The organism is uncultured Roseovarius sp. (assembly GCF_963972555.1).
GTDB lineage: Bacteria > Pseudomonadota > Alphaproteobacteria > Rhodobacterales > Rhodobacteraceae > Roseovarius > Roseovarius mucosus.
Genome location: NZ_CAXAUM010000001.1, coordinates 197,664 through 220,690 on the forward strand (window position 1 = coordinate 197,664; position 23,027 = coordinate 220,690).

The window sequence follows — 23,027 nt, forward strand, 5'->3', positions numbered from 1 at the left end:
AAGGGGGACTCCGTGGCTAGGGACCGGGGACAAGGCGAGGATTACAGTGGCCCACTGAAGCGCCTGCTTTTGGGGGTGCTGCTTTTGTGCCTGCTGGGCATGTTCCTGATCTGGAGAATCGACAGTCCGCGCGTCGAAAGATTCCGCGCGCAGGTCGTGGATCGGGTCGTGCCGAGCTTTGACTGGGCCATGGCGCCGGTAACGGGCGCGGTCAACATCCTGCGCGATTTCCAGAGCTACCAGCGCATGTACCAGCAAAATCAGGACCTGCGCCGCGAATTGCAACAGATGAAGGCGTGGAAAGAGGCCGCCCTGCAACTCGAGCAGGAAAACGCGCGCCTTCTCGACCTCAACAATGTGCAACTCGATCCGCGTCTGACCTTCGTCACCGGCGTGGTGATGGCGGACAGCGGCTCTCCCTTTCGGCAATCGGTATTGATAAACGTGGGCGCGCGCGATGGCATCATGGATGGCTGGGCGGCAATGGACGGTCTGGGGTTGGTGGGGCGAATTTCCGGTGTGGGACGCAATACCGCGCGGGTGATCCTGCTGACCGACACCTCGAGCCGAATTCCCGTCACGATCCAACCGTCGGGCCAACGCGCGTTGATCATCGGTGACAATTCCATAGCACCCGTGGTCGATTTCGTCGAAGCCCCCGATCAGGTGCGCCCAGGTGACCGAGTGCTGACCTCGGGCGATGGCGGCGTGTTTCCTGCGGGACTGTTGGTGGGGCAACTGGCCGAAGATCCGGGTGGACGGATGCGGGTGCGCATCTCGGCCGATTATGAGCGATTGGAGTTTCTGCGCGTGCTGCGCAGCTATGAAAACGAACGTCTGAGTGACCCCGGACAGTTGATCGCACCCGCAATCTTGCCCGGAGGCGATACTCCCGAAACCGCACCGGATGCGGCTAAAGCTGCAGAGGCTGAAAATGGCTGACGCGTTGCTCCCCCGGGCCTGGATCATGCGGGCGCTTTATCTGGCGCTTTGCATCGCCTTGCTCTTTCTGCATCTTTTGCCGCTGGAACATACGCCTCCGAAATGGGCTGGGCCTGATCTGGTGATGGCGCTGACCTTTGCTTGGGCGGTACGCCGCCCAGACTATGTGCCGGCGCTCCTGGTTGGGCTGGTGGTCCTAGGGCTCGATCTCATGTTGCAGCGCCCGCCAGGTTTGTTGGCCGCGCTGATGGTCATCGGCACTCAAACCCTGCGCAACCGGGCAACCGCACTGCGTGATCTGACATTTGCGGCGGAATGGGCCTCGGTGGCCAGCACCATGGTTGCAATTACGGTTGTGAACCGCATCGTCCTGGCAATTCTGATGGTGGATCAAGCCCCCCTTGGCCTGAGCCTGATGCAGCTTTTATCCACATTGATCGCGTATCCCGTCATAGCCATCCTGTCGCATGCTATCTTTGGCGTGCGCAAACGGGCACCCGGCGATCTTGGTGACGCGGGGCTGAGGCCATGAGACGCCCCCCCCGCGATACCGCCGAGAGCCAGCGCCGGATCACCCGGCGCGGGCTGGTCGTGGGCGGGCTACAACTGGGTGTGATGGGCGCGCTCGCGCTGCGCATGCGCTACATGCAGCTTGAACAGGCCGACCAATTCCGCCTCTTGGCTGATGAGAACCGCATCAACATTCAACTCATTCCGCCAACACGCGGCCGTATTTTCGACCGTGAGGGTCGGATCATCGCCGAGAATGTGCCAAGCTACCGGATCACCATGATCCGCGAACAGGCCCGCGACGTGGACGAGGTGATCGCCCGACTGGCGCGGCTGGTCGAGTTGGACCCCGGAGAGTTGGAAAAGGCCCGTCGCGAACTCAAGGAACTGCGCGGCGATACCCCTGTGACAGTGGCTGATCGGGTCACTTGGGAGGATATCAGCCGCGTCGCGGTCAACGCCCCTGCCCTGCCCGGTGTGCATCCCGAAGTGGGGCTGTCGCGGCGTTATCCGCTGCGGGGCGATCATGCGCATGTTGTGGGCTATGTAGGGCCGGTCAGCGACCGTGATCTGGAGCGGGTCGACGCGCCAGAGCAGCTTTTGCGCCTGCCTCGTTTTCAGATTGGCAAGATTGGGCTTGAGGCGCAGCGAGAGAACCTCTTGCGCGGCTCGGCGGGTACACGGCGGGTCGAGGTGAACGCCGCCGGGCGCGTTATGCGCGAATTGGACCGTCAAGAGGGACAGCCCGGCGCGGATGTCCAACTGACGCTGGACAACGAATTGCAAACCTACGCAAATGCCCGGCTGGATGGCGAGAGCGCGGCAGTGGTGATGATCGACTGCGAGACAGGCGATATTCTGGTCTGCGCCTCCTCGCCCAGTTATGATCCCAACCTGTTTGTGCGGGGTATTTCGGTTGCGGATTATCGCGCGCTGCTCGACGACCCCTATCGACCCCTTCCCAACAAGGCGGTGCAGGGCATCTATCCGCCGGGGTCCACCTTCAAGATGGTGACGGCGCTAGCCGCCCTTGAAGCCGGGGATGTCTCGCTTCAGGACACGGTCTATTGCCCTGGCCATCTGGAAATCAGCGGTCGCCGCTTTCACTGTTGGAAACGGGGTGGGCATGGCAACATGGATCTCCACCTGTCGCTCCGCGAAAGCTGCGACGTGTACTATTATGAACTCGCCCTGCGGACCGGCATCGAGAATATCAGCGCGATGGCCGAGCGGCTGGGGTTGGGGGTTCAGTTCGATCTGCCTATGACCAGTGTTGCCAAAGGACTAGCGCCGACCCGCGAATGGAAAGTCGCCAATCGTGGCGCACCGTGGGTCGTGGGGGACAGCGCCAATGCCTCGATCGGGCAAGGGTTTGTGCTGGCTTCTCCGCTACAACTTGCGGTGATGACAGCGCGTCTGGCCACCAGCCGCAGCGTGACGCCCCGGCTGGTAAAATCCATCGATGGGGTAGAACAGCCATCGGGCCATGGCGAACCAATGGGCCTGAATGAGAACCTGCTGCGCGAGGTACGGCGCGCGATGTATGCTGTTACCAACAGCAATCGCGGTACCGCCTATCGCAGCCGCATCATCGAGGACGCCTTTCGCATGGCAGGCAAGACAGGCACCAGCCAAGTGCGCAACATCTCTACCGGCGAGCGCGCAACCGGCGTGATCAGCAACAACAACCTGCCGCGCGAGCAGCGCGATCACGCGCTCTTTGTCAGCTTTGCGCCCTATGACGCCCCTAAATACGCTGTGGCGGTGGTGGTTGAGCATGGCGGCGGCGGATCGACCGTCGCGGCACCGATTGCCCGTGACATCACGCTTCAGGCACTCTACGGCGAGGACCCACCGCTGGCAGCCTATCCCGAGGCCGACCGCCCCCGGATCAAGGCGCAGCAAGAGAAACTGCGCGCGGCCCGCTCTCGCCCCGAACCAGAGGACAGCGACCGCGCATGAGCTATCTGGAACAGTCCATCAAAACCGCCCCATCGGGCGCGCGCAAGATCCTCTGCCTCAACTGGCCGCTCGTGCTCTTGCTCTGCACGGTCGCGGGGGTGGGATTTCTCATGCTCTATTCGGTTGCAGGGGGAAACCTGGAGGTTTGGGCAGAGCCGCAGATGAAACGCTTTGCGCTTGGATTGGCGGTGATGCTGGTCGTGGCCATGGTGCCGATCTGGTTCTGGCGCAATATGTCCCTGCTTGCCTATCTGATTTCTCTGGCGCTGTTGATCGCCGTAGCCCTAATCGGGATTGAGGGTAAAGGCGCGCAGCGGTGGATCGATCTTGGGTTCATGCGGCTGCAACCCTCGGAACTGGTCAAGATCACGCTGGTGATGCTGCTGGCGGCCTATTACGACTGGTTGCCGATGTCGCGGGTGTCACGGCCTATCTGGGTGCTCATTCCGGTGGGCCTGATCCTGACCCCGGTGGCCCTTGTGCTACGTCAGCCCGATCTGGGTACTTCGATTCTCCTTTTGGCAGCGGGGGGCGTGGTGATGTTCGTGGCAGGGGTGCATTGGGCCTATTTCGCCACTGTCATCCTTGCGGTCGTAGCCCTTGTCTTTGCGGTCTTCGAAAGTCGCGGGACAGACTGGCAACTCCTTGAAAATTATCAATATCGCCGGATCGACACCTTTCTCAATCCCGACAATGACCCGCTTGGAGCGGGCTATCACATCACCCAATCCAAGATCGCACTTGGCTCTGGTGGATGGACCGGGCGTGGCTTTATGCAAGGCACGCAATCGCGGCTCAACTTTTTGCCCGAGAAGCATACCGATTTCATCTTTGTGACACTGGCCGAAGAATTCGGATTCATAGGCGGCATCACCATTCTGGGGCTGTATACGCTGATCCTCGTGTTCTGTATCGCTGCGGCCTTCGGCAACAAGGATCGCTATTCCTCCTTGCTCATTCTGGGGGTGGCGATGACGTTTTTCCTGTTCTTCGCGGTCAATATGGCGATGGTCATGGGGCTGATGCCAGTGGTCGGGGTGCCATTGCCGCTGGTCAGTTATGGCGGATCGGCAATGCTCGTGCTCATGGTGGGCTTTGGCCTTGTTCAGAGCGCGCATATCCACAAACCAAGGTAGGACAAATGACGCCCAATATCCTCTTTGCTGCTCGACCCGAGCAGTGGGACATCTATGAAAAGCCTTTGAAATCCGCGCTTTCCGAAGCGAGTGTCAGGGCCAACCTTGCGCTTGAGCTGCCACCCGAGGAGGTGGATTACATGATCTATGCCCCCGACAGCGCAGTGCAGGATTTTACGCCTTTTACCCGTCTCAAGGCGGTGTTGAACCTCTGGGCCGGGGTCGAGAATATCGTTGGAAATCAAACACTAAAGGTGCCACTGGCGCGGATGGTCGATCATGGGCTGACGCAAGGAATGGTGGAATGGGTCACGGGCCATGTGCTGCGGCATCATCTGGGGATGGATGAGCATATCCTTGGGCAGGATGGGGTCTGGCGCAAGACGATCCCGCCTTTGGCCGAGGACCGCCCGGTGACGGTGCTGGGTCTTGGGGTGCTGGGACAGGCCTGCGCCAAGGCGCTTCGGGGCCTAGGATTTCCGGTCACTGGCTGGTCGCGCAGCGCGCGCGACGTGCCGGGGATCACCTGTCTCTCGGGCGATGAGGGTCTGCGCGCGGCGTTGCAAGCTGCTGAAATCCTTGTGCTTTTGCTGCCAAAGACCGCCGAGACAGAAAACCTGATGAATGCCGAGCGGTTGGCCATGCTGCCCAAGGGCGCGATGATCGTGAACCCCGGACGCGGGCCACTGATTGACGATGACGCGCTTTTGGCAGCGCTCGATACCGGGCAGATCGGCCACGCCACGCTGGATGTGTTCCGGGTGGAACCGTTGCCGCCTGCGCATCCCTATTGGGCGCATCCGCGCGTAACGGTGACACCGCATATCGCGTCTGAAACGCGCCCCATCACGGCCGCCCGCGTGATCATCGAGAATGTCCGCCGCGGCGAGGCGGGCGAGCCATTCTTGCATCTGGTGGACCGCGCCAAAGGTTATTGAACCGGGATAACTATCTGAGAAGAGGCGGTTTATCCGGGTCAGAGCCGGGGGCCGCGCGAACCGTTGGCCGGGGCGGTTCGGGCAGATCGAAGCGCAAGCCGCATTGTGCCAGACGCGCCGCGACCGGGTCGGAGGCGGCAAAAAAGGCCACGTCGAGCGCGGCAGCCTCGAGCCCCGAAAAGATCAGCACCTCGGATACCGCGCGGGCCAGGGCCGCTTCTGCCTCGGGTTTGGCACCGACAAAGCCCAGCAAATGCCCCTGCGCGCCGGTGTCATAGGTCACGCGGGCGAGATAGGCGAGCTCTGCAAGTCCCGCCATCGTGGCCAGCCGCGCATCGAGCGCCAAGAGCAGGTTCTCAGGTAAGCCTTTGGGTGCGCTCAGTTTTTCCGGTCGCGCCTCGATCTCAGAGGGGGCATCGGACAGGGTTTCGGCCAGCCAATCCACCGCCTCGGGCGGGAGCAGGATAGAGGAGGGCGCAACCTCGAGATTGACGCCAAGGCCCAACCCCTGCCCTGCCAACATGGTCGCGATGCTGCGCCCGCTGAGTGCCGCGTAGGGCACGATACGGCCGGCGAACTGCGCCAAACGATCCTCTCGATCGAACACAAGAACAAATGAATGATCTGATAAATCAAACACTTCCGGGTCGAGCCGATCACCCTCTGCCTCGGATTTCAGCAAGAGATATAGCTCGCTTGCCGCCAGGGTCTCGTAAAACCGCAGGCGGGCGGCGGCATCCTCGGGAGCGGCCTCCATCGCGGCGTGGGCGGTGTCGAGCGGGGTCAGATCAGTCATGGATAACCCTTTGAATTTGTGCGCGTAATTCCGGCAAAACCTCGGCCTCGAACCACGGGTGTTTTCTGAGCCAAGCGGTATTGCGCCACGAGGGATGCGGCAAGGTGAAAATCCGCGGTGCATGGTCGCGCCATGCGCGCACGGTGTCGGTAACACCGGTCTTGACTCCCAAGTGGTATTTATGGGCATAGCCGCCGACGAGCACGGTTAGTTTCACGTTTTCAAGGGTTTGCATGACGCGGGCGTGCCATGTTCTGCCACAGATACGCGGCGGCGGCAGGTCTGATCCCTTGGCATCGTAACCGGGAAAGCAAAAGGCCATCGGCACAATCGCCACGCGGGATTTATCGTAGAATTCACAAGGAGTTAACCCCAGCCAATCGCGCAACCTATCCCCGGATGGATCATCAAACGGCTTGCCTGATTGATGCACCCGCAGCCCCGGTGCCTGTCCGGCGATAAGCAGTCGCGCCGTGGGTTGAAACCAGACCACGGGGCGGGGCGCATGCCCGGTCTGGGTGGCGGCGAACCGATCCGCGCAGAGGCGGCAGGCGCGGATTTCTGAACCGAGGTCAGACATTACGAACCTTACGATTTGTAAGGGGATTTTGTAAGGTCCGAGGTCATGCGAGGATGACCCCCGCCGCCGTCATCTCTGCCTCTGCCGCCGCCAACGATCCGTCAAGGTCGATGCCCCGCGCCAGATCGCGCCGGACGGTCACGCGATAGCCCAGGCGGGCGGCATCGAGCGCCGAGTAATTGACGCAAAAATCGGTGGCGAGGCCAACCATGGTCAGCTCCGTGATGCCGCGCGTTTGCAGATAGCCATGCAGCCCGGTGGGGGTGGTGCGGTCGTTCTCGAAGAACGCGGAATAGCTGTCGATGGCGGGATTGAACCCTTTGCGCAGGATGAGATCGGCGCGCGCCGTGTTGAGGTGATCGTGAAACTCCGCGCCATGGCTGCCCTGAACGCAATGGTCGGGCCAGAGGACCTGAGGGCCGTAGGGCATCTGCGTCATCTCGTAGGCGGATTTGCCCGGATGGGAGGAGGCGAAAGAGGAATGCCCCGAGGGATGCCAATCCTGTGTCAGGATCACCGCCGGAAACTCGGCCATGAGGGCGTTGATGCCGGGAACGATCCGGTCGCCTTCGGGCACGGCGAGGGCACCACCGGGGCAGAAATCATTTTGCAGGTCGATCACGATGAGGGCGGATGTCATGGCGGGTCTCCTTTGCCCCATAGGGGTAGGCAGAGCGGGCGGGCGCGTCAATGGCGGCGGATTGTCCTCTTGCGGGCGCAGGGGCTGCGGCGTAAATCGCGGGCCATGTACAAGATTGCCGCCCTCTATCATTTCACCCGGTTCGACGACCCTGCCGCCGTGCAGGGGCCGCTACAGGCGCTGTGCGATGCCGAAAAGATCAGCGGATCGCTCTTGCTCGCACGCGAGGGGATCAATGGCACGATTGCCGGGCCTGCGGCGGGTATCTCAAAGGTTCTGGCGCATATTCGCGCCCTGCCCGGCTGTGCTGATCTGGAATGGAAGGAAAGCACGGCCACGACGCAACCCTTTCGCCGGATGAAGGTTCGGCTCAAGAAAGAGATCGTGACCATGGGGCAACCGGATGTCGACCCGCGCGCCCGTGTCGGTCATTATGTCGAGCCTGCCGCGTGGAATGAGCTGATCCGCAGCCCCGATGTGGCGGTGATCGACACCCGCAACGATTACGAGGTGGCGATTGGCACCTTTGAGGGCGCGGTCGATCCGCAGACGGCGACATTCCGCGATTTCCCGGCATGGTGGGAAGAGAACAAGCACCGCTTTCACAACAAGCGGATCGCGATGTTCTGCACGGGCGGCATTCGCTGTGAGAAATCCACCAATTACCTGTTGGGGCAAGGGGTGGAAGAGGTCTATCACCTCAAGGGTGGTATCCTGAAGTATCTCGAAGAGGTGCCGGAGGATCAGAGCACATGGCGCGGGGAGTGTTTCGTCTTTGATGGGCGGGTGTCGGTCGGTCATGGGCTGAAGGAGGGACCGCATCGGCTGTGCCATGCCTGTCGGCGGCCGATCCTGCCTGCCGATATGGACCGGCCCGAGTATGAAGAGGGTGTTTCCTGTCATCATTGCGCGGGGGAGACCAGCGACGAGGACAAGGCGCGGTTTCGCGAGCGGCAAAAGCAGATGGGTTTGGCCGAGGCGCGCGGCGAGCGGCATATCAAGATCGTTCACGAGGGGTAAGGGGGCGGTTGGTTGCCATAGCCCGCGCGGTCGCTGGGCCGGGGACTAGCGAAGCAACACCCGTGGCTGCCACTTTATGCCAGCCAAGTCCGTATGACCTCAAAGTGAGGTGCTCGCTCTCAAAATCGCTGGTCCGCGGGACGGCCCAGCGATCGCGCGGCGGCGCGTACCGCGCCTTGATTCCGCGCGGGGCTAAATTTACGCCCGCCTACCCCTTTTGCCCGATCTTCGGCTCTGTGCCCGCCTTGATCCGGGCGATGTTTTCGCGGTGACGCCAGAAGACCAGCAGCGACAGCACGAAGGCCAGCACCATGCCCATGCCGTATCCCAGCACCACCATCCAGCCGGTCGAGAGCGCCGCCGCCATGATCGCGGCCTTGGACGAGACCCGCGTGACCAGCGCTGTCACCAGCCATGTGGCGCAGCAGGCCAGACCCACGGGCCATGCGAGCGCGAGGAATATCCCGAGGAATGTCGCCACCCCCTTGCCGCCGCGAAACCCGAGCCAGACCGGATAGCAATGGCCCACGAAGGATGCCAAGGCCGCCAGTTGCGCCGCATCCTCGCCCGCCATCCCGCGCGCCAGAAGCACCGCCACCGCCCCTTTGCCGCCATCGAGCAGTAGCGTGAGCGCGGCGGCGGTCTTGTTGCCGGTGCGCAGCACATTTGTGGCCCCGATATTGCCCGAACCGATTTCGCGCAGATTGCCAAGGCCCATGATCCGCGCCAGCACCATGCCAAAGGGGATGGAGCCCAGAAGATAGCCGATCACGGCCCAGAGGATCAGCAAGGTGGTGGATGTTTCGATCAAGGGCATGTGTCGGCCTCGTAAACGCAGGTGCCTGCAACATAGGTCGCGCAGACCTTACCTTGCAGGCGCGCGCCGTCAAAGGGGGTGTTCTTGGATTTCGAGCGCAGCGCGAAACGGTCGAGCACAAAAGGCTTCATCGGATCAAAGAGCACCAGATCGGCCGGTGCGCCGACGGCAAGCCGCCCCGAGGCCAGCCCCAGCCGCTTGGCGGGGTTGAGCGACATGGCGCGAAAGAGCGCGGGCAGATCGAGCGCCTCGGCATGGTAAAGCCGGAGCGCCACGGGCAGCAGGGTTTCGAGCGCCACGGCGCCGCTCGCCGCCTCTTCGAAGGGCAGGCGTTTGGATTCCTCGTCCTGCGGCGTGTGCATGGAAGAAATGATGTCGATCAGCCCCTCGCGCAGCGCCTCGATCACCGCCTGGCGGTCGTCCTCAGAGCGGAGCGGCGGTTTGAGTTTGAAGAACGTGCGGTAATCCGACACGTCGAGTTCATTCAAGGTGAGGTGGTGGATGGACGTGCCTGCGGTGATATCAAGCCCGTTCTTCTTGGCGCGGGCCAGGGCGGGCAGCGCGCGGGCGGTGGTGATCTGATCGGCGTGATAACGCGCGCCGGTCATTTCCAGAAGCGCAATGTCACGGTCCAGCCCCATCCGCTCGGCCATGGGCGACACGGCAGGCAGTCCGCGCAAGCTCGCGAATTTGCCCGACGTGGCCGCCGCACCGGCGCTCAGGCCGGGGTCTTGGGGATGGCCGATCACGAGCGCACCGAGCGAACGGGCATAGGTCAGCGCGCGGCTGAGAACCTTGGTATCGCTGACCACATGGTCGCAATCGGTAAAGGCCACGGCGCCTGCATCCATGAGAAAGCCGATTTCGGTCATCTCGCGGCCCTGCCGCCCCTTGGTCAGGGCGGCCATGACCAGCACCTTGACCGGCGAGGCCTCATTGGCGCGGCGCGCGACGAATTCCAGCACCTCGGGGCTGTCGATGGCGGGGGATGTATCGGGGCGCGTGACCATGGTGGTGACACCGCCCGCCGCCGCCGCAAGGCCCGCAGAGCGATAGCTTTCCTTGTGCCGCTCGCCCGGTTCGCAGACCTTGACGCCGATATCGACGATACCGGGGGCAAGGCAATGGCCGCTGCAATCCATCACGACCTCAGCCTTCGGTGGGGCATCCGTGCCGCGCGCGACGATCACGCCCTTGTCGATGAGGAGCCAACCGGGAGCATCCGTTCCTGCCTCGGGGTCGATCAGGCGGGCGTTTGTGAAAAGCGTTTGGGTCATACGGTTACTTTCTTTCGGCTTGGGCACTGGTCATCCCGCCACCCAGACCATGACCACGGTCAGGGCGGCGATCACCAGAAGGGCCGCCATGGCGATCTTGCCGGACATGCGTGGGTCTTTGGGGTCCTGCATCCTGTCCTCTCATAGTCCTGCGGCGGCGCGTATCCGCGCCTCGGTGCCTGAGCGGTCGGCCTGATATTTGATCAGATGCTTCTCGCCCGTGGCGGTGATCACCTGCACGGCGCTGCCAAGCCCCCGGACCGTCTTGATCTCGGACAGCCGCACCACGCGGGTTTGCGGGCCAAGGAGCCGACGGTCGGTCAGATCCCACCGTGCCTTCAATTCGTCGGAGGCCACGTAAAAGCCGCGCACCGCAATCGCCGCGAGACCGCCCACAGCGCCGGTCCAGACATGCGGATTGCCGATCGCCCAGAGGATACCCATGCCAAGCGCCATGGCCCCGGCGGCAAGCCAGGCGTGGTCACGGCGATAGGCGGCACGGTCGGGGTGAAAGCTGTGGATCACGCGCTCGCCCGGATCGAGCGGCGTTGTCGGGGTCATGGAATGAATGAGCCCCTCGCTCATAGTTTCACCGCGAGGCCAATGGCGATGGCCGCGCCGATGGCCATGAGCGCCAGCACGGCAAAGGCCATGAGCCGCAACCGGCCCGCACCCTGCGGGCGGGCATTGGCGCGGGGGGTGAGCAGACCCTCGGCGCTGCCCGTGGGCAGAGGGGTGAAACGCACCGGCGCCACCTCTTCGGAAAAACGCGCGACAAGGCGCAGGGGCGCGCGCGGTCGCATCTCCTGCGCGCGCCCTTCAAAGGCGCGCGAGGGCAGGATCAGCACGCGACCCTTGAGGCCATTGACCTGAGGCTGCATCGGCGAAAGTTCAGCAGATGCGATGCCGTGACCCTCAGCCAGATAATCGGTGAGTGTCATGCCTTGCAAATCAGCCAGATCGAAAAGTTCGATTTCCGAGGTCTTTAGCGGGCCTGCGCCCAGCGCTGCAAGGATGGCATCATCGGGGTGGGGGTTGGCGCGATCCTCGTCCACGGCAAAGAGGCGCACGACATGCGCCTCACCGGCGGGAATGCGCAGAACCGTGCTCATGCCGCCGCCGCCCGGCGTGCGCGCAGGTTGCGCGCCAGAAGGTCCATCGCGGCCATGCGCACGGCCACGCCCATCTCGACCTGATCCTGAATGACCGAGCGGTTGATGTCATCGGCAATCTCGCCGTCAATCTCGACGCCGCGATTCATCGGGCCGGGGTGCATGACGATGGCGTCGGGTTTGGCATGGGCCAGCTTTTCCGCGTCGAGCCCGTAGCGGTGGTAATATTCGCGCTCAGACGGGATGAAACCGCCGTCCATGCGTTCCTTTTGCAGCCGGAGCATCATCACCACATCGGCCCCCTCCAGCCCGCTGCGCATGTCGTCATAGACCTCGACCCCAAAGGCGTCGATGCCGGCGGGCATGAGCGTGGGCGGGCCAATGAGGCGGACGCGGTTTTCCATCCGGCCCAGCAGGAGGATATTCGAGCGCGCCACGCGGCTATGCGCGATGTCACCGCAGATGGCGACGGTCAGCCGGTGCAGCCGCCCCTTGGCGCGGCGGATCGTCAGCGCATCCAAGAGTGCCTGTGTGGGGTGTTCATGCCGCCCGTCACCGGCATTGAGCACGGCGCAGCGCACCTTTTGCGCCAAGAGGTCCACCGCACCGGAATGGGGGTGGCGCACCACCAGGAGATCGGGGTGCATGGCGTTGAGGGTGAGGGCGGTGTCAATCAGGGTTTCGCCCTTTTTCAGGCTGGAGGCCTGCATCGCCATGTTCATCACATCCGCGCCCAGACGCTTGCCCGCCAGTTCGAAACTGGCCTGCGTGCGGGTGGAATTTTCGAAAAACATGTTGATCTGCGTGAGCCCCGCCAACGCATCGCCATGTTTGGTGGCGCTGCGGTTGAGGGTCACGTAATCCTCTGCCAGATCGAGGATCGCGGTGATATCCACCGGGGATAGCGGCTCGATCCCCAGAAGATGCGCGTGTGGAAATGTCATGCCGCCCTCCAGAGCCGTTCCGCCCTGCTTTGTAAGACCGCAGGTGTCGCAGGGCAAGGCGCGGATTGCGCGCGGGCGTTTGGTGTTCATCGTTCTGCAAATACTCAAATCCGCGCTCAGACATGGGCGCGCCATCATGGCCCTTTCACCGCGCTGCGCCACGGGGTAGCGTCACGCGCATGGAATCAACGCTCAGCCCCCATGACGCCTTGGCCAGCCTGATCTGGCAGATCGAGCTTGGCGCGACCGAGGCGATTGGCGATGCGCCGGTCAATCGGTATGAGTTGCCCGAGAAGGCCGCCAAGCCTGTCGCGCCCCCCAAGGCCGAACCCCCGCGCGCAGCGGTTGCCGCCCCTGCGCTGGTCGCGGGCCCTGATCCGGCGGCGGCGGCGCAAGCAGCGGCGGCGGCAGCCATGGATTTGGAGGCGTTGCGCGCGGCCCTTGGGGCCTATCCGCATTGCGAGTTGAAGCGGGGGGCGCGCAATCTGGTGTTCAGCGATGGCAATCCGGCGGCGCGGGTGATGATCATCGGCGAGGCGCCGGGCCGGGACGAGGATCAGCAGGGCAAGCCCTTTGTGGGACGGGCGGGGCAATTGCTCGACCGGATGCTGGCGGCGATTGGCCTCATGCGCGGGGCAGAAGCGCCACAAGAGGCGGTCTATATCACCAATGTCCTGCCCTGGCGGCCACCGCAGAATCGCGACCCCAATGCCGAGGAAATCGCGATGATGCGCCCCTTCGTGGCGCGGCATGTGGCCTTGGTGAACCCGGCGGCGGTCGTGCTCATGGGCAATATCAGTTGCGAGGCGGGATTGGGTCAGCGCGGCATCACCCGGCTGCGCGGGCGCTGGGCCGAGGCCTATGGCAAGCCTGCATTGCCGATGTTTCATCCCGCCTATCTCTTGCGCACGCCTGCGGCCAAGCGCGAGGCCTGGGCGGATTTATTGGCGCTCAAGGCGCGGTTGCGGGAAATGGGTGCATGATCGTCGATCCCCTGATCCTCTTGGCGTTTGTCCCGGCGGGCCTTGCGCTCAACCTCACGCCGGGGGCGGATATGATGTTCTGCCTTGGTCTGGGATTGCGCGCGGGGCCGCGCCCGGCGCTGGCCGCGAGTGCCGGGATTTCGGCCGGGGGCATGGTGCATGTGACGCTGGCGGGGCTGGGGCTGGCGGCGGCCATCGCCGCGCAGCCGGTGGTTCTGGACGTGATCCGCTGGCTGGGGGTTGGCTATCTCTTGTGGCTGGCCTGGGGCGCGCTGCGGATGGGGCCGCTGCGCCCCGATGCGCGCGTGATGGGTGTGGCACGCGCATTCCGCGAGGGGATGATGGTGAACCTGCTCAATCCCAAGGTCATTCTCTTTGTGCTGGCCTTTGTGCCGCAATTCGTTGACCCCGCGCGCGCCATCCTGCCGCAGTTCCTGATCTTTGGCTTGATCCTCGCGGTGGGTGGGTTTGTGATCAATGGCGCGGTCGGGTTTTTTGCCGGGGGGCTGGGGCGGCGCCTGGCGACCTCGCCCCGCTTCGCGCGGGGGCTTGGCATTGCCTCGGCCACGATTTTTACCGCGCTCGCCGCGCGTCTGGCGCTCATGCAGAGGAGTTGATCCCATGTCCCGTATCGACGAGAGCAAAGAGTTTATCCCGGTGCGGATCGCCGTTCTGACGGTATCGGACAGCCGCGACATGTCTGATGACCGCTCGGGTGACACATTGGTCGCGCGGATCGAGGACGCGGGGCATATCCTTGCGGATCGCATGATCGTGCGGGACGAGCGGGATCAGGTGGCCGAGCAGTTGCGCGAATGGATCGCCAATCCGGAGGTGGATGTGGTGATTTCCACGGGGGGCACGGGCCTGACGGGCCGCGATGTGACCGTGGAGGCGCATCGCGATGTCTATGAAAAGGAAATCGACGCCTTTGGCACGGTCTTTACCATCGTGTCGATGCAAAAGATCGGCACCTCGGCGGTGCAGAGCCGGGCGACGGGGGGCGTGGCGGGGGGCACCTATCTCTTTGCGCTGCCGGGCAGTCCGGGGGCGTGCAAGGATGCCTGGGACGAAATCCTGAAATATCAGCTCGATTATCGGCACCGGCCCTGCAATTTCGTGGAGATCATGCCGCGTCTTGACGAGCATCAACGCCGGAAGTGACGCGCGGCGGCGTATGACCTCTGCGAGCGGCTTGGCATTCTGTGGGCCGACGTTACATTATGGGGACCGGCCAGCCGACCGAGCCGGTTCAAGAGGTTGCGCGCCATGCGGTTTTTGCGTCAGGGTCTGATCGGGCTCTTTCTGCTTGCTCTTACCTTGGGTCTCTTGGCCTATGCCGGACAGACCGTGGTCAGTGCCGTGCAAGAGCGCATGGCCCGTGAGGTGCGTGTGCCCGAGCGCAAGGAGCGCGCCTTTGCCGTGCGCACGGTGCGGGCGGTCGAGACAGAGATCACCCCCACCCTCACCGCCTTTGGCCAGATCGAGAGCCGCCGCACGCTGGAAATCCGCGCGCAGGCGACCGGGGTGATTACCGAGCTGGCGCCCGAATTCATCGAAGGCGGGCAAGTGCGCGCCGGGCAGTTTCTGGCGCGGATCGACCCGGCGGATGCCGAGAGCGCGTTGGAGCGGGCGCGCACCGACCTGATGGATGCCCAAGCCGAGGCGCGCGAAGCGGCGCGCGCCCTCGATCTGGCGCAGGACGAATTGGCCGCGCGGCGGGAGCAGGCCGAAATTCAGGATCGGGCCTTGGCGCGGCAACGCGACCTGGAGGCGCGCGGCGTGGGCACGCTGACAGCAGTTGAGGCCGCCGAATTCAACGTGGTGCAGGCGCGGCAAGCGGTGCTGGCCAGCCGTCAGGCGCTGGCGCTGGCAGAGGCGCGGATAGATCAGGCGGCGACATCCACGGCGCGCGCCGAACTGGCGCTGTCCGAGGCCGAGCGGCGGCTGTCCGAGACGCGCATCACCGCAGGGTTTACCGGCACGCTGAGCGAGGTGAGCGTGGTTGCGGGCCGTCTGGTGGCGGCCAATGAGCAACTGGCACAACTGGTGGATGGCGCGGCGCTGGAGGTGGCGTTTCGCGTCTCCACGGCGCATTATGCGCGGCTTTTGGATGAGGGCGGCGGGTTGAGTGATGCGCCGGTGACGGTGACGCTTGATACCGGCGGGGTGGATTTGACGGCGACAGGGCGGATCACGCGGCAGGGTGCCGCGCTGGCCGAGGGCGAAAGCGGGCGTCTGGTCTTTGCCACGCTGGACAATGCCCCGGCGATGAAGCCCGGCGATTTCGTGACCGTGACGGTTGAAGAGCCCGTCTTGAGCGCCGCCATTCGCCTGCCCGCGACGGCGCTTGGGCCGGATGGTCAGGTGTTGGTGATCGGTGCCGAGGAGCGGTTGGAGGCGGTGGCCGTCACGCTCTTGCGACGGCAGGGCAATGATATTCTGGTGGCGGCGCCGGGGCTGGCGGGGCGCGATGTGGTGGCGGAACGCACGCCGGTTCTGGGCGCAGGGATCAAGGTGCGCAAGCTGGAGAGTGCCGAGGCCGTGCCCGGGGCGGATACCGTCACGCTCAGCCCGGACCGGCGGGCGCGGCTGGTGGCCTATGTCGAGGCCAGCACCGACATGCCGGAAGAGGCCAAGCGCCGCCTATTGGCACAATTGGAACAACCCGAGGTCTCGCTCAGCACGGTGGAACGGCTGGAACGCCGCATCGGGGGCTGAGCGGCATGGCAGCTGTCATTTCCTGGTTCACGCGGCACCGCACGGCGGCCAATCTGCTGTTGGTGCTGATGGTGGCGCTGGGGCTGATGGCCTTGCCGAGAATGCGGGCGCAATTCTTTCCCGATGTGGTGATCGACAATGTGAGCGTGTCGGTCACCTGGGAGGGGGCGAGCGCCGAGGATGTGGACGGCGGCATCGTGCAGGTGCTGGAACCGGCGCTGTTGGCTGTCGAAGGGGTCGAAGCGGCCACCTCGCTCAGCCGTGAGAACAGCGCGCTGGTGACGCTGGAATTCGAGCCGGGCTGGGATATGGGCCGCGCGGCGGACGAAGTGCAAGCGGCGCTCGACATCATCACCACCCTGCCCGAAGAAGCCGAGGAACCCGTGGTGCGGCGGGGGGCCTGGCGCGATCAGGTGACGGATGTGGTGATCACCGGGCCGGTGGGCACCGAGCAACTGGCGCGGCTGGCGGATGAATTGGTGGCGCGGCTCTTTGATGTCGGGGTGACACGGACGACCATTGAAGGCGTGGCAGCGCCTGAAACCGTGATCGAGGTGCCGGGACAGGCGTTGATCGCCCATGACATCACCATGGCCGAGATTGCCGCCGCCATTGCCGCCGAGATCACCGCCGATCCGGCGGGGGACATGACCGGGGCCAATACCCGCCTGCGCACCGGCACAGAAAAGCGCAGCGCGCGCGATATTGCCGCGATCACGCTGCGCATTGCGCCCGATGGCAGCGCCTTGACGGTCGGGGATGTCGCGCGCGTGCGGGTCGAGGGGGCGACGCGGGAGTTGGCCTATTACGTGGGCGAGGCCCCTGCGATGAGTGTGCGGGTGGACCGCTCTGCGCGGGGCGATGCGCTGGATATTCAGGCCGAGGTGCAGGCGGTGGCGGACCGCATGGCCGAGACCCTGCCCGAAGGCGTGAGCATCGACCTCATTCGCACGCGGGCCGAGGCGATTTCGGGCCGGATCAAGATGCTGGTCGAGAATGCGTTGACGGGTCTGGCGCTGGTGGTGGGGCTGCTGTTCTTGTTCCTGAACGCGCGCACGGCGTTTTGGGTCGCGGCGGGGATTCCCGTGGCGATGCTGGCAGCGATGGCATTCATGTATGCCGCCGGTCTCACGCTCAACATGATTTCGCTGTTCGCCTTGATCATCACGCTGGGGATCGTGGTGGATGATGCCATTGTGGTAGGCGAACATGCCGACGCGCGGCATCGCCGCCTGCGCGAGCCGCCGATGGTGGCGGCCGAGCGGGCCGCCGGGCGCATGGCGATGCCGGTCTTTGCCGCGACACTGACCACGCTGATCGCCTTCTTTGGTCTTGCGGTCATTGGCGGGCGGTTTGGCGATCTGATCTATGACATTCCCTTCACGGTGATTGCCGTGTTGGTGGCGAGCCTGATCGAGTGCTTCCTGATCCTGCCCAACCATATGGCCCATGCTCTGGCCCATTCCGTCCGAGAGCATTGGTACGACATCCCGAGCCGGTTGGTGAACCGAGGGTTCCGGGTATTTCGCGACCGTGCCTTTCGCCCGCTCATCGCCTGGGTGATCCGGGGGCGCTATGCGGTCCTGGCGGCGGCGGTGATGCTCTTGGCCACGCAAGTGGCGAGTTTCGTGCGCGGCGATGTGACATGGCGGTTCTTCAACGCGCCGGAACAAGGCAGCGTGACGGGCAATTTCGCCATGCTGCCGGGGGCCACGCGCGCGGATACGCTGGCGCAGATGCGCGCCTTGCAACAGGCCGCCGAAGCGTTGGGTGCGGAGTACGAGGCCGAGTACGGGGCAAACCCGCTGGCCTATGTGGTGGCGCAGGTCGGTGGCGCGGCAGGGCGCGGCCTGTCGGGATCGGACACGCGCGAGGCCGATCTTTTGGGGGGGATTTCCATCGAGTTGATCGACGCCGATCTGCGGCCCTATTCCAGCTTTGCCTTTGTCGCCGACCTGCAAGAGCGGGTGGTGCAGCATCCCTTGACCGAAACGCTGAGCTTTCGCGGGTCGCGGGCGGGGCCGGGGGGCGATGCGCTTGACATTCAGCTTTATGGCGCGGAGGCAGAACAGCTCAAATCCGCGGCAGAGGCGCTGAAAACCGCGCTCGGGCGGTATCCCGAGGTCTCAGGCCTGGAGGACAGTCTGGCCTATGACAAGGCCGAGGTGATCCTGGACCTCACGCCACAGGGGGCGGCGCTCGGCTTTACCATCGACGATCTGGGGCGCACGCTGCGCAACCGGGTGAGCGGCATCGAGGCGGCAACCTACCCGGACGGGCCGCGCTCTGCCGAAGTGCGGGTGGAACTGCCCGAGGAGGAGCTGACCGCCGATTTTCTGGAAAGGATGCAATTGCGCACGCCCGCAGGGCAATACGTGCCCTTGGCCGATGTGGTCAGCGTCGAGACGCGCACCGGCTTTGCCTCGGTCCGGCGGGAAAACGGCCTGCGGCTGGTGACGGTGACGGGCGATATTTCCGAGGATGACCCGGCCCGCGCCGCCGAGATTTCCCGCGCGCTGGAGGCGGAAATCCTGCCCGATGTCGCGGCACGCTATCAGGTCGAGTATCGGCTGGCGGGGTTGAATGAGCAGGAAGACGCGTTCATGGCCGATGCGCGGCTGGGCCTGATGGCCACGCTGTTGGGCATTTACATCGTGCTGTCGCTGGTTTTCGCCAGCTGGACGCGGCCCATGGTGGTGATGGCGATCATTCCCTTTGGTCTGGTGGGCACGATCTGGGGCCATGCGCAATGGGATGTGCCGCTGTCGATGTTCACGGTCGTCGGATTGCTGGGCATGACCGGCATCATCATCAACGATTCCATCGTGCTGGTCACGTCGATTGACGAACATGCGCAATCGCGTGGATTGTTCCCGGCCATTATCGAGGGCACCGCCGACCGGTTGCGCGCCGTGCTCTTGACCACGCTGACGACGGTTCTGGGGCTGGCACCGCTCCTGTTCGAGCGCTCGACGCAGGCGCAATTCCTCAAGCCGACAGTGATCACGCTGGTTTACGGGCTTGGGTTCGGGATGGTGCTGGTGCTTTTGGTGGTGCCCGCCCTCTTGGCCATCGGGCGGGATCTCGGGCGGCCTGTCACCGCGCTGCGCCGGGGGCTGCGCGGGCGTCGGGCCGGGTTGCAGGGGGTCTTGGGCGGTGGCCTTGCGATGGTGCTGGGCTGGTTCGGGGCGACGATGGGATGGGTTCTGGTGACAGGAGATTTGCCGGGGCCGCTGGCGGGCATGGTGCCGCTGCCGCCGATGGGGGCGGCGCTGGCGCTCTTTCTGACGGGAAGCGCCTTGGGTCTCTTGCTGGTCTATCTTGTGACTGCCCTGCGCCGCCCGCGCGACGCCTGATCGCTCTTGCGCAGACGGCGCTGCGGCGCTACCCCTCTGCCCATGCGTATCATCCGCGATTACACCTATGTCACCGACGCCGACCGGGGCGCGAGCGCCGCCATCGGCAATTTCGATGGCGTGCATATTGGCCATCGGTCGGTGATCGAGATGGCGCGCAGCGCGGGGCAGCGCATTGGCGCGCCGCTGGGGATTCTCACCTTCGAGCCGCATCCGCGGGAATATTTCGCCCCCGACGCGCCGCCTTTTCGCCTGATGGGCCGCGAGGCGCGGGCGCATCGGCTGGAAAAGCTGGGGGTCGAGCGGCTCTATGAGATCAACTTCAACGCCGGTCTGGCCGCGCTCAGCCCGCGCGCCTTTGCGGAGGCTGTGATCCGCGATGGTCTGGGCCTGCGGCATGTGGTGGTGGGATCGGATTTCTGTTTTGGCAAGGGACGGGCGGGCAATGCCGCGATGCTGCAAGAGTTTGGCCGCGAGATGGGGTTTGGCGTGACCATCGCCACGCTGTTGGAAGGCGAGAGCGGGCAGGTGTCATCCACGGCGATCCGCGCCGCGCTGAGTGCAGGCGAGCCACGCGCCGCCGCCGCCATGCTGGGCCATTGGCACCGGATCGACGGGCCGGTGATTGGCGGCGAACAGCGCGGCCGCACGCTGGGCTATCCCACGGCCAATATGTCGATCAAGGGGCTGCATCCGCCGAAGTTCGGGATTTATGCGGTGCTGGTCGATGTGCTGGATGGGCCGCACAAAGGGCAGTATCACGGCGCGGCCTCGCTCGGCGTACGGCCGATGTTTCAAGGCGAAGAGGCCAATATCGAGACCTTCATTTTCGACTTTACCGGCGATCTCTACGGGGCCAACCTGTCGGTCGGGCTGATAGACTATCTGCGCCCCGAGGCGACATTCGACAGTCTGGAGGCGTTCATCGCGCAGATGGATGCCGATTGCCTGCGCGCCCGCGACATTCTGGCCGCGCTATGAGTGATGCCATCAATCGCAGCGGATTGCGCCCGCGGTATTGGGAAACCACGCGGCTTGACCGCATGACGCGCGCGGAGTGGGAAGCGCTGTGTGATGGCTGCGGCAAATGCTGCATGAACAAGCTGGAGGATGAAGAGAGCGGCGAGGTTGCCTTTACCCGCGTGGCCTGTCGCCTGTTTGACGATACCACCTGCCTCTGTGCGCAATACCCGATCCGGCATCAGTTTGTGCCCGAGTGCATCACGCTCAAGCCGCATACGATCGAGAGCCATGCCTATTGGCTGCCGGAAACCTGCGCCTACAAGCTGCTCTACGAGGGCAAGCCGCTGTTCGACTGGCACCCGCTGATTTCCGGCGATGCGAACAGCGTGCATGAGGCGGGCGTGTCGATGCGGCACCGCACGGTGCCGGAATTCGAGGTGTCCGAGGACGATTGGGAAGATCACATCATCGAGGAGCCGCTCTGATGCAATTCGCCTCTGACAATTCCGGCCCGGCGCTGCCCGGTGTGATGCAGGCGATGGCCGAGGTCAATATGGGGCATATGCCCTCTTATGGCGGTGAGGCCCCGATGGAGGAGGTCCGCGACCGGCTGCGCGAATTGTTCGAGGCACCGCAGGCCAGTGTCTATCTGGTGGCGACCGGCACAGCGGCCAATGCGCTGGCGCTCGCGACGCTGTCGGAGCCGTGGCAGACGGTGTTCTGCACGCCCTTGGCGCATATCCATGTGGATGAGTGCAACGCGCCCGAGTTTTTCACCGGCGGGGCCAAGCTGAGCCTTGTGGGAGAAGCGGACAAGATGACCCCCGAGGATCTGGCCCGCGCGATTGCGCTCTGGCCGGCGGGGGATGTGCACAATCCGCAGCACGGGCCGCTTGCCCTGACGCAGGCGACGGAACGGGGGCGGATCTACACCTGCGCCGAAATAGCAGCGCTCTGCGGGATCGCGCGCGATCACGGGCTGCCCTGCTACATGGACGGGGCGCGCTTTGCCAATGCGGTGGCGGCCCTGGGCTGCACGCCTGCCGAGATGACGTGGAAGGCGGGCATTGACGCGGTCAGCATGGGCGGCACCAAGAACGGCTGTCTGGGCGTCGAGGCGGTGATTTTTTTCAACCCTGAGAATGCCTGGGAATTCGAGTTGCGGCGCAAGCGGTCGGCGCATCTGGTGTCGAAACATCGGTATTTGTCGGCGCAGATGCTGGGCTATCTGCGCGAGCAGCTGTGGCTGCGCACCGCGCAAGAGGCCAATACCCGCGCCGCCCTGTTAGAGGCCGGATTGCGTGATGTGCCGGGGGCTGAGATGGTGTTTGAGCGCGCCGTCAACATGATCTTTGCCCGCCTGCCCCGCGCCACGCATCAGCGGCTCAAGGCGGCTGGGGCGGTCTATGGGCTCTACGAGGGGCCATTGGAGAGCGGCGCAAGCGATGAGCCATTGATGGCGCGGTTCGTGTGCGACTGGTCTGTGACAGAGGAACAGATTGCGCGGTTTCTGGAGATCGCGCGAGGCTGAGACGGCCGACGCGCACCCGACACTGATCGGCGCGCGCATGGGTTTTCAGAAAGCATATCCGCATCAAGCTGCGTAAAGTCCCCCCGCCATCCGTGCGGCGGAGGGGCAGACCCCGTGCCAGTGTGGGGGTATTACTTTGGCACGAGGACAGCGTTGATCACGTGGATCACGCCGTTGGATTGGTCTACATCAGCCACCGTTACACGAGCCGCGTTGCCGCTTTCATCAAGGATGTAGACGTTGTTGCCTTTGACCTGCGCCGACAGGGCGTCGCCCGACACGGCGTTGAAGTGGTAAAAGCCATCTTTGCTGGCGCGCGCGGCGGCGATGATGTCGGCGGCGGACCAGTCACCGGCGACCACATGAGCCGTCAGGACCTTTTGCAGCATGGCCTTGTTCTCGGGCATCAGCAGCGTCTCGACCGTGCCTGCGGGCAGGGCCGCAAACGCATCGTTCACCGGCGCGAACACGGTAAATGGCCCAGGCCCCTGCAATGTCTCGACCAGATCGGCGGCTTTCACCGCCGCAACCAGCGTTGTGTGAACCGGCGAATTGACAGCATTCTCGATGATGTTGCGCTCTACGAGCATCGGTGCGCCGCCCACTGTTGGGTTGGTGGCATAAACGGCGGTGCCAAGGGCAATGGCAGTGGCCGTGCTCAGAAAGGTTTTGAAGGTCATTGGTCGTTCTCCCTTGTTTTCAGAGGCTCGTCTGAGCCGCTGATGCAGGAGACACGTCAGCCGGGAAGCAAAAGTTTCAAACCGCCCAAAGTTTATTTCATCAGAGCATCCGAACCCAC

General features: G+C 64.2%; 23 protein-coding genes. 14 read left to right on the forward strand and 9 right to left on the reverse strand.

The window, feature by feature from the left end:
- The first annotated feature begins 12 nt into the window (after positions 1–12).
- The 5 genes from mreC to AACZ65_RS01035 are packed head-to-tail and all read left to right on the forward strand — an operon-like array spanning position 13 to position 5,488.
- Positions 13–942 carry a rod shape-determining protein MreC gene (gene mreC, locus AACZ65_RS01015; protein WP_037275081.1) on the forward strand — a complete coding sequence of 310 codons (930 nt, stop codon included), beginning with the start codon at positions 13–15 and terminating at the stop codon, positions 940–942.
- Positions 935–1,474, forward strand: a complete 540-nt coding sequence (locus AACZ65_RS01020) for a hypothetical protein (RefSeq protein ID WP_037275084.1) — start codon at positions 935–937, stop codon at positions 1,472–1,474. Before mreC ends, AACZ65_RS01020 begins: the two co-directional genes overlap by 8 nt.
- Positions 1,471–3,414 (forward strand): penicillin-binding protein 2, encoded by a 1,944-nt coding sequence (gene mrdA / locus AACZ65_RS01025; protein WP_037275086.1) that lies wholly within the window; start codon positions 1,471–1,473, stop codon positions 3,412–3,414. Before AACZ65_RS01020 ends, mrdA begins: the two co-directional genes overlap by 4 nt.
- Positions 3,411–4,550, forward strand: coding sequence for a rod shape-determining protein RodA (gene rodA / locus AACZ65_RS01030; protein ID WP_339667502.1), 1,140 nt, complete (start codon positions 3,411–3,413; stop codon positions 4,548–4,550). Before mrdA ends, rodA begins: the two co-directional genes overlap by 4 nt.
- Positions 4,551–4,555: 5 nt before the next feature.
- Positions 4,556–5,488 (forward strand): glyoxylate/hydroxypyruvate reductase A, encoded by a 933-nt coding sequence (locus AACZ65_RS01035; protein ID WP_339667503.1) that lies wholly within the window; start codon positions 4,556–4,558, stop codon positions 5,486–5,488.
- 10 nt (positions 5,489–5,498) lie between these two features.
- Here AACZ65_RS01035 and AACZ65_RS01040 read toward each other — a convergent pair whose 3' ends face one another.
- From AACZ65_RS01040 to pncA, 3 genes are read right to left on the reverse strand one after another with little or no spacing between them, the layout of a single operon-like run.
- The gene (locus AACZ65_RS01040) at positions 5,499–6,284 is read right to left on the reverse strand and encodes an SseB family protein (RefSeq protein ID WP_339667504.1); all 786 of its coding nucleotides are present in this window, start codon (positions 6,282–6,284) and stop codon (positions 5,499–5,501) included.
- The gene (locus AACZ65_RS01045; protein WP_339667505.1) at positions 6,277–6,864 is read right to left on the reverse strand and encodes a uracil-DNA glycosylase family protein; all 588 of its coding nucleotides are present in this window, start codon (positions 6,862–6,864) and stop codon (positions 6,277–6,279) included. Before AACZ65_RS01045 ends, AACZ65_RS01040 begins: the two co-directional genes overlap by 8 nt.
- A gap of 43 nt (positions 6,865–6,907) precedes the next feature.
- A complete protein-coding gene (gene pncA, locus AACZ65_RS01050) occupies positions 6,908–7,504 on the reverse strand; it encodes a bifunctional nicotinamidase/pyrazinamidase (protein WP_339667506.1) in 597 nt (198 codons plus the stop codon).
- A gap of 105 nt (positions 7,505–7,609) precedes the next feature.
- Between pncA and AACZ65_RS01055 the strand changes: the two genes are divergently transcribed.
- A complete protein-coding gene (locus tag AACZ65_RS01055; RefSeq protein ID WP_339667507.1) occupies positions 7,610–8,524 on the forward strand; it encodes a rhodanese-related sulfurtransferase in 915 nt (304 codons plus the stop codon).
- A gap of 208 nt (positions 8,525–8,732) precedes the next feature.
- Here the strand turns inward: AACZ65_RS01055 and plsY are convergent, their stop codons facing one another.
- The 5 genes from plsY to AACZ65_RS01080 all read right to left on the reverse strand — a co-directional run bounded on the left by plsY (position 8,733) and on the right by AACZ65_RS01080 (position 12,674).
- Entirely contained in the window at positions 8,733–9,341 is a 609-nt protein-coding gene (plsY, locus tag AACZ65_RS01060) for a glycerol-3-phosphate 1-O-acyltransferase PlsY (protein WP_339667508.1), read from the reverse strand.
- Positions 9,332–10,618: a dihydroorotase gene (pyrC, locus tag AACZ65_RS01065; protein WP_339667509.1), complete on the reverse strand. Its 1,287-nt coding sequence runs from the start codon at positions 10,616–10,618 to the stop codon at positions 9,332–9,334. Before pyrC ends, plsY begins: the two co-directional genes overlap by 10 nt.
- Positions 10,619–10,759: 141 nt before the next feature.
- Positions 10,760–11,203 carry a hypothetical protein gene (locus tag AACZ65_RS01070; RefSeq protein WP_339667510.1) on the reverse strand — a complete coding sequence of 148 codons (444 nt, stop codon included), beginning with the start codon at positions 11,201–11,203 and terminating at the stop codon, positions 10,760–10,762.
- A complete protein-coding gene (locus tag AACZ65_RS01075; protein WP_339667511.1) occupies positions 11,200–11,730 on the reverse strand; it encodes a hypothetical protein in 531 nt (176 codons plus the stop codon). Before AACZ65_RS01075 ends, AACZ65_RS01070 begins: the two co-directional genes overlap by 4 nt.
- A complete protein-coding gene (locus AACZ65_RS01080; RefSeq protein WP_339667512.1) occupies positions 11,727–12,674 on the reverse strand; it encodes an aspartate carbamoyltransferase catalytic subunit in 948 nt (315 codons plus the stop codon). Before AACZ65_RS01080 ends, AACZ65_RS01075 begins: the two co-directional genes overlap by 4 nt.
- Before the next feature lie 179 nt (positions 12,675–12,853).
- Between AACZ65_RS01080 and AACZ65_RS01085 the strand changes: the two genes are divergently transcribed.
- The 8 genes from AACZ65_RS01085 (at position 12,854) to AACZ65_RS01120 (ending at position 22,228) form a co-directional block, all read left to right on the forward strand.
- Positions 12,854–13,657: a uracil-DNA glycosylase gene (locus tag AACZ65_RS01085; RefSeq protein WP_339667513.1), complete on the forward strand. Its 804-nt coding sequence runs from the start codon at positions 12,854–12,856 to the stop codon at positions 13,655–13,657.
- Positions 13,654–14,274, forward strand: a complete 621-nt coding sequence (locus AACZ65_RS01090; RefSeq protein WP_339667514.1) for a LysE family translocator — start codon at positions 13,654–13,656, stop codon at positions 14,272–14,274. Before AACZ65_RS01085 ends, AACZ65_RS01090 begins: the two co-directional genes overlap by 4 nt.
- Before the next feature lie 4 nt (positions 14,275–14,278).
- Positions 14,279–14,821 (forward strand): molybdenum cofactor biosynthesis protein B, encoded by a 543-nt coding sequence (gene moaB, locus AACZ65_RS01095; protein WP_339667515.1) that lies wholly within the window; start codon positions 14,279–14,281, stop codon positions 14,819–14,821.
- A gap of 105 nt (positions 14,822–14,926) precedes the next feature.
- Entirely contained in the window at positions 14,927–16,378 is a 1,452-nt protein-coding gene (locus AACZ65_RS01100) for an HlyD family efflux transporter periplasmic adaptor subunit (RefSeq protein ID WP_339667516.1), read from the forward strand.
- Positions 16,379–16,383: 5 nt separating this feature from the next.
- Positions 16,384–19,734, forward strand: coding sequence for an efflux RND transporter permease subunit (locus AACZ65_RS01105; protein WP_339667517.1), 3,351 nt, complete (start codon positions 16,384–16,386; stop codon positions 19,732–19,734).
- Positions 19,735–19,776: 42 nt separating this feature from the next.
- Positions 19,777–20,715, forward strand: coding sequence for a bifunctional riboflavin kinase/FAD synthetase (locus AACZ65_RS01110; protein WP_339667518.1), 939 nt, complete (start codon positions 19,777–19,779; stop codon positions 20,713–20,715).
- A complete protein-coding gene (locus AACZ65_RS01115) occupies positions 20,712–21,182 on the forward strand; it encodes a YcgN family cysteine cluster protein (RefSeq protein ID WP_037275128.1) in 471 nt (156 codons plus the stop codon). The genes AACZ65_RS01110 and AACZ65_RS01115 overlap by 4 nt, the downstream gene beginning before the upstream one ends.
- Positions 21,182–22,228 (forward strand): beta-eliminating lyase-related protein, encoded by a 1,047-nt coding sequence (locus AACZ65_RS01120; RefSeq protein WP_339667519.1) that lies wholly within the window; start codon positions 21,182–21,184, stop codon positions 22,226–22,228. The genes AACZ65_RS01115 and AACZ65_RS01120 overlap by 1 nt, the downstream gene beginning before the upstream one ends.
- 131 nt (positions 22,229–22,359) lie before the next feature.
- Here AACZ65_RS01120 and AACZ65_RS01125 read toward each other — a convergent pair whose 3' ends face one another.
- Positions 22,360–22,908 (reverse strand): fasciclin domain-containing protein, encoded by a 549-nt coding sequence (locus tag AACZ65_RS01125; protein WP_339667520.1) that lies wholly within the window; start codon positions 22,906–22,908, stop codon positions 22,360–22,362.
- Positions 22,909–23,027: the final 119 nt, after the last annotated feature.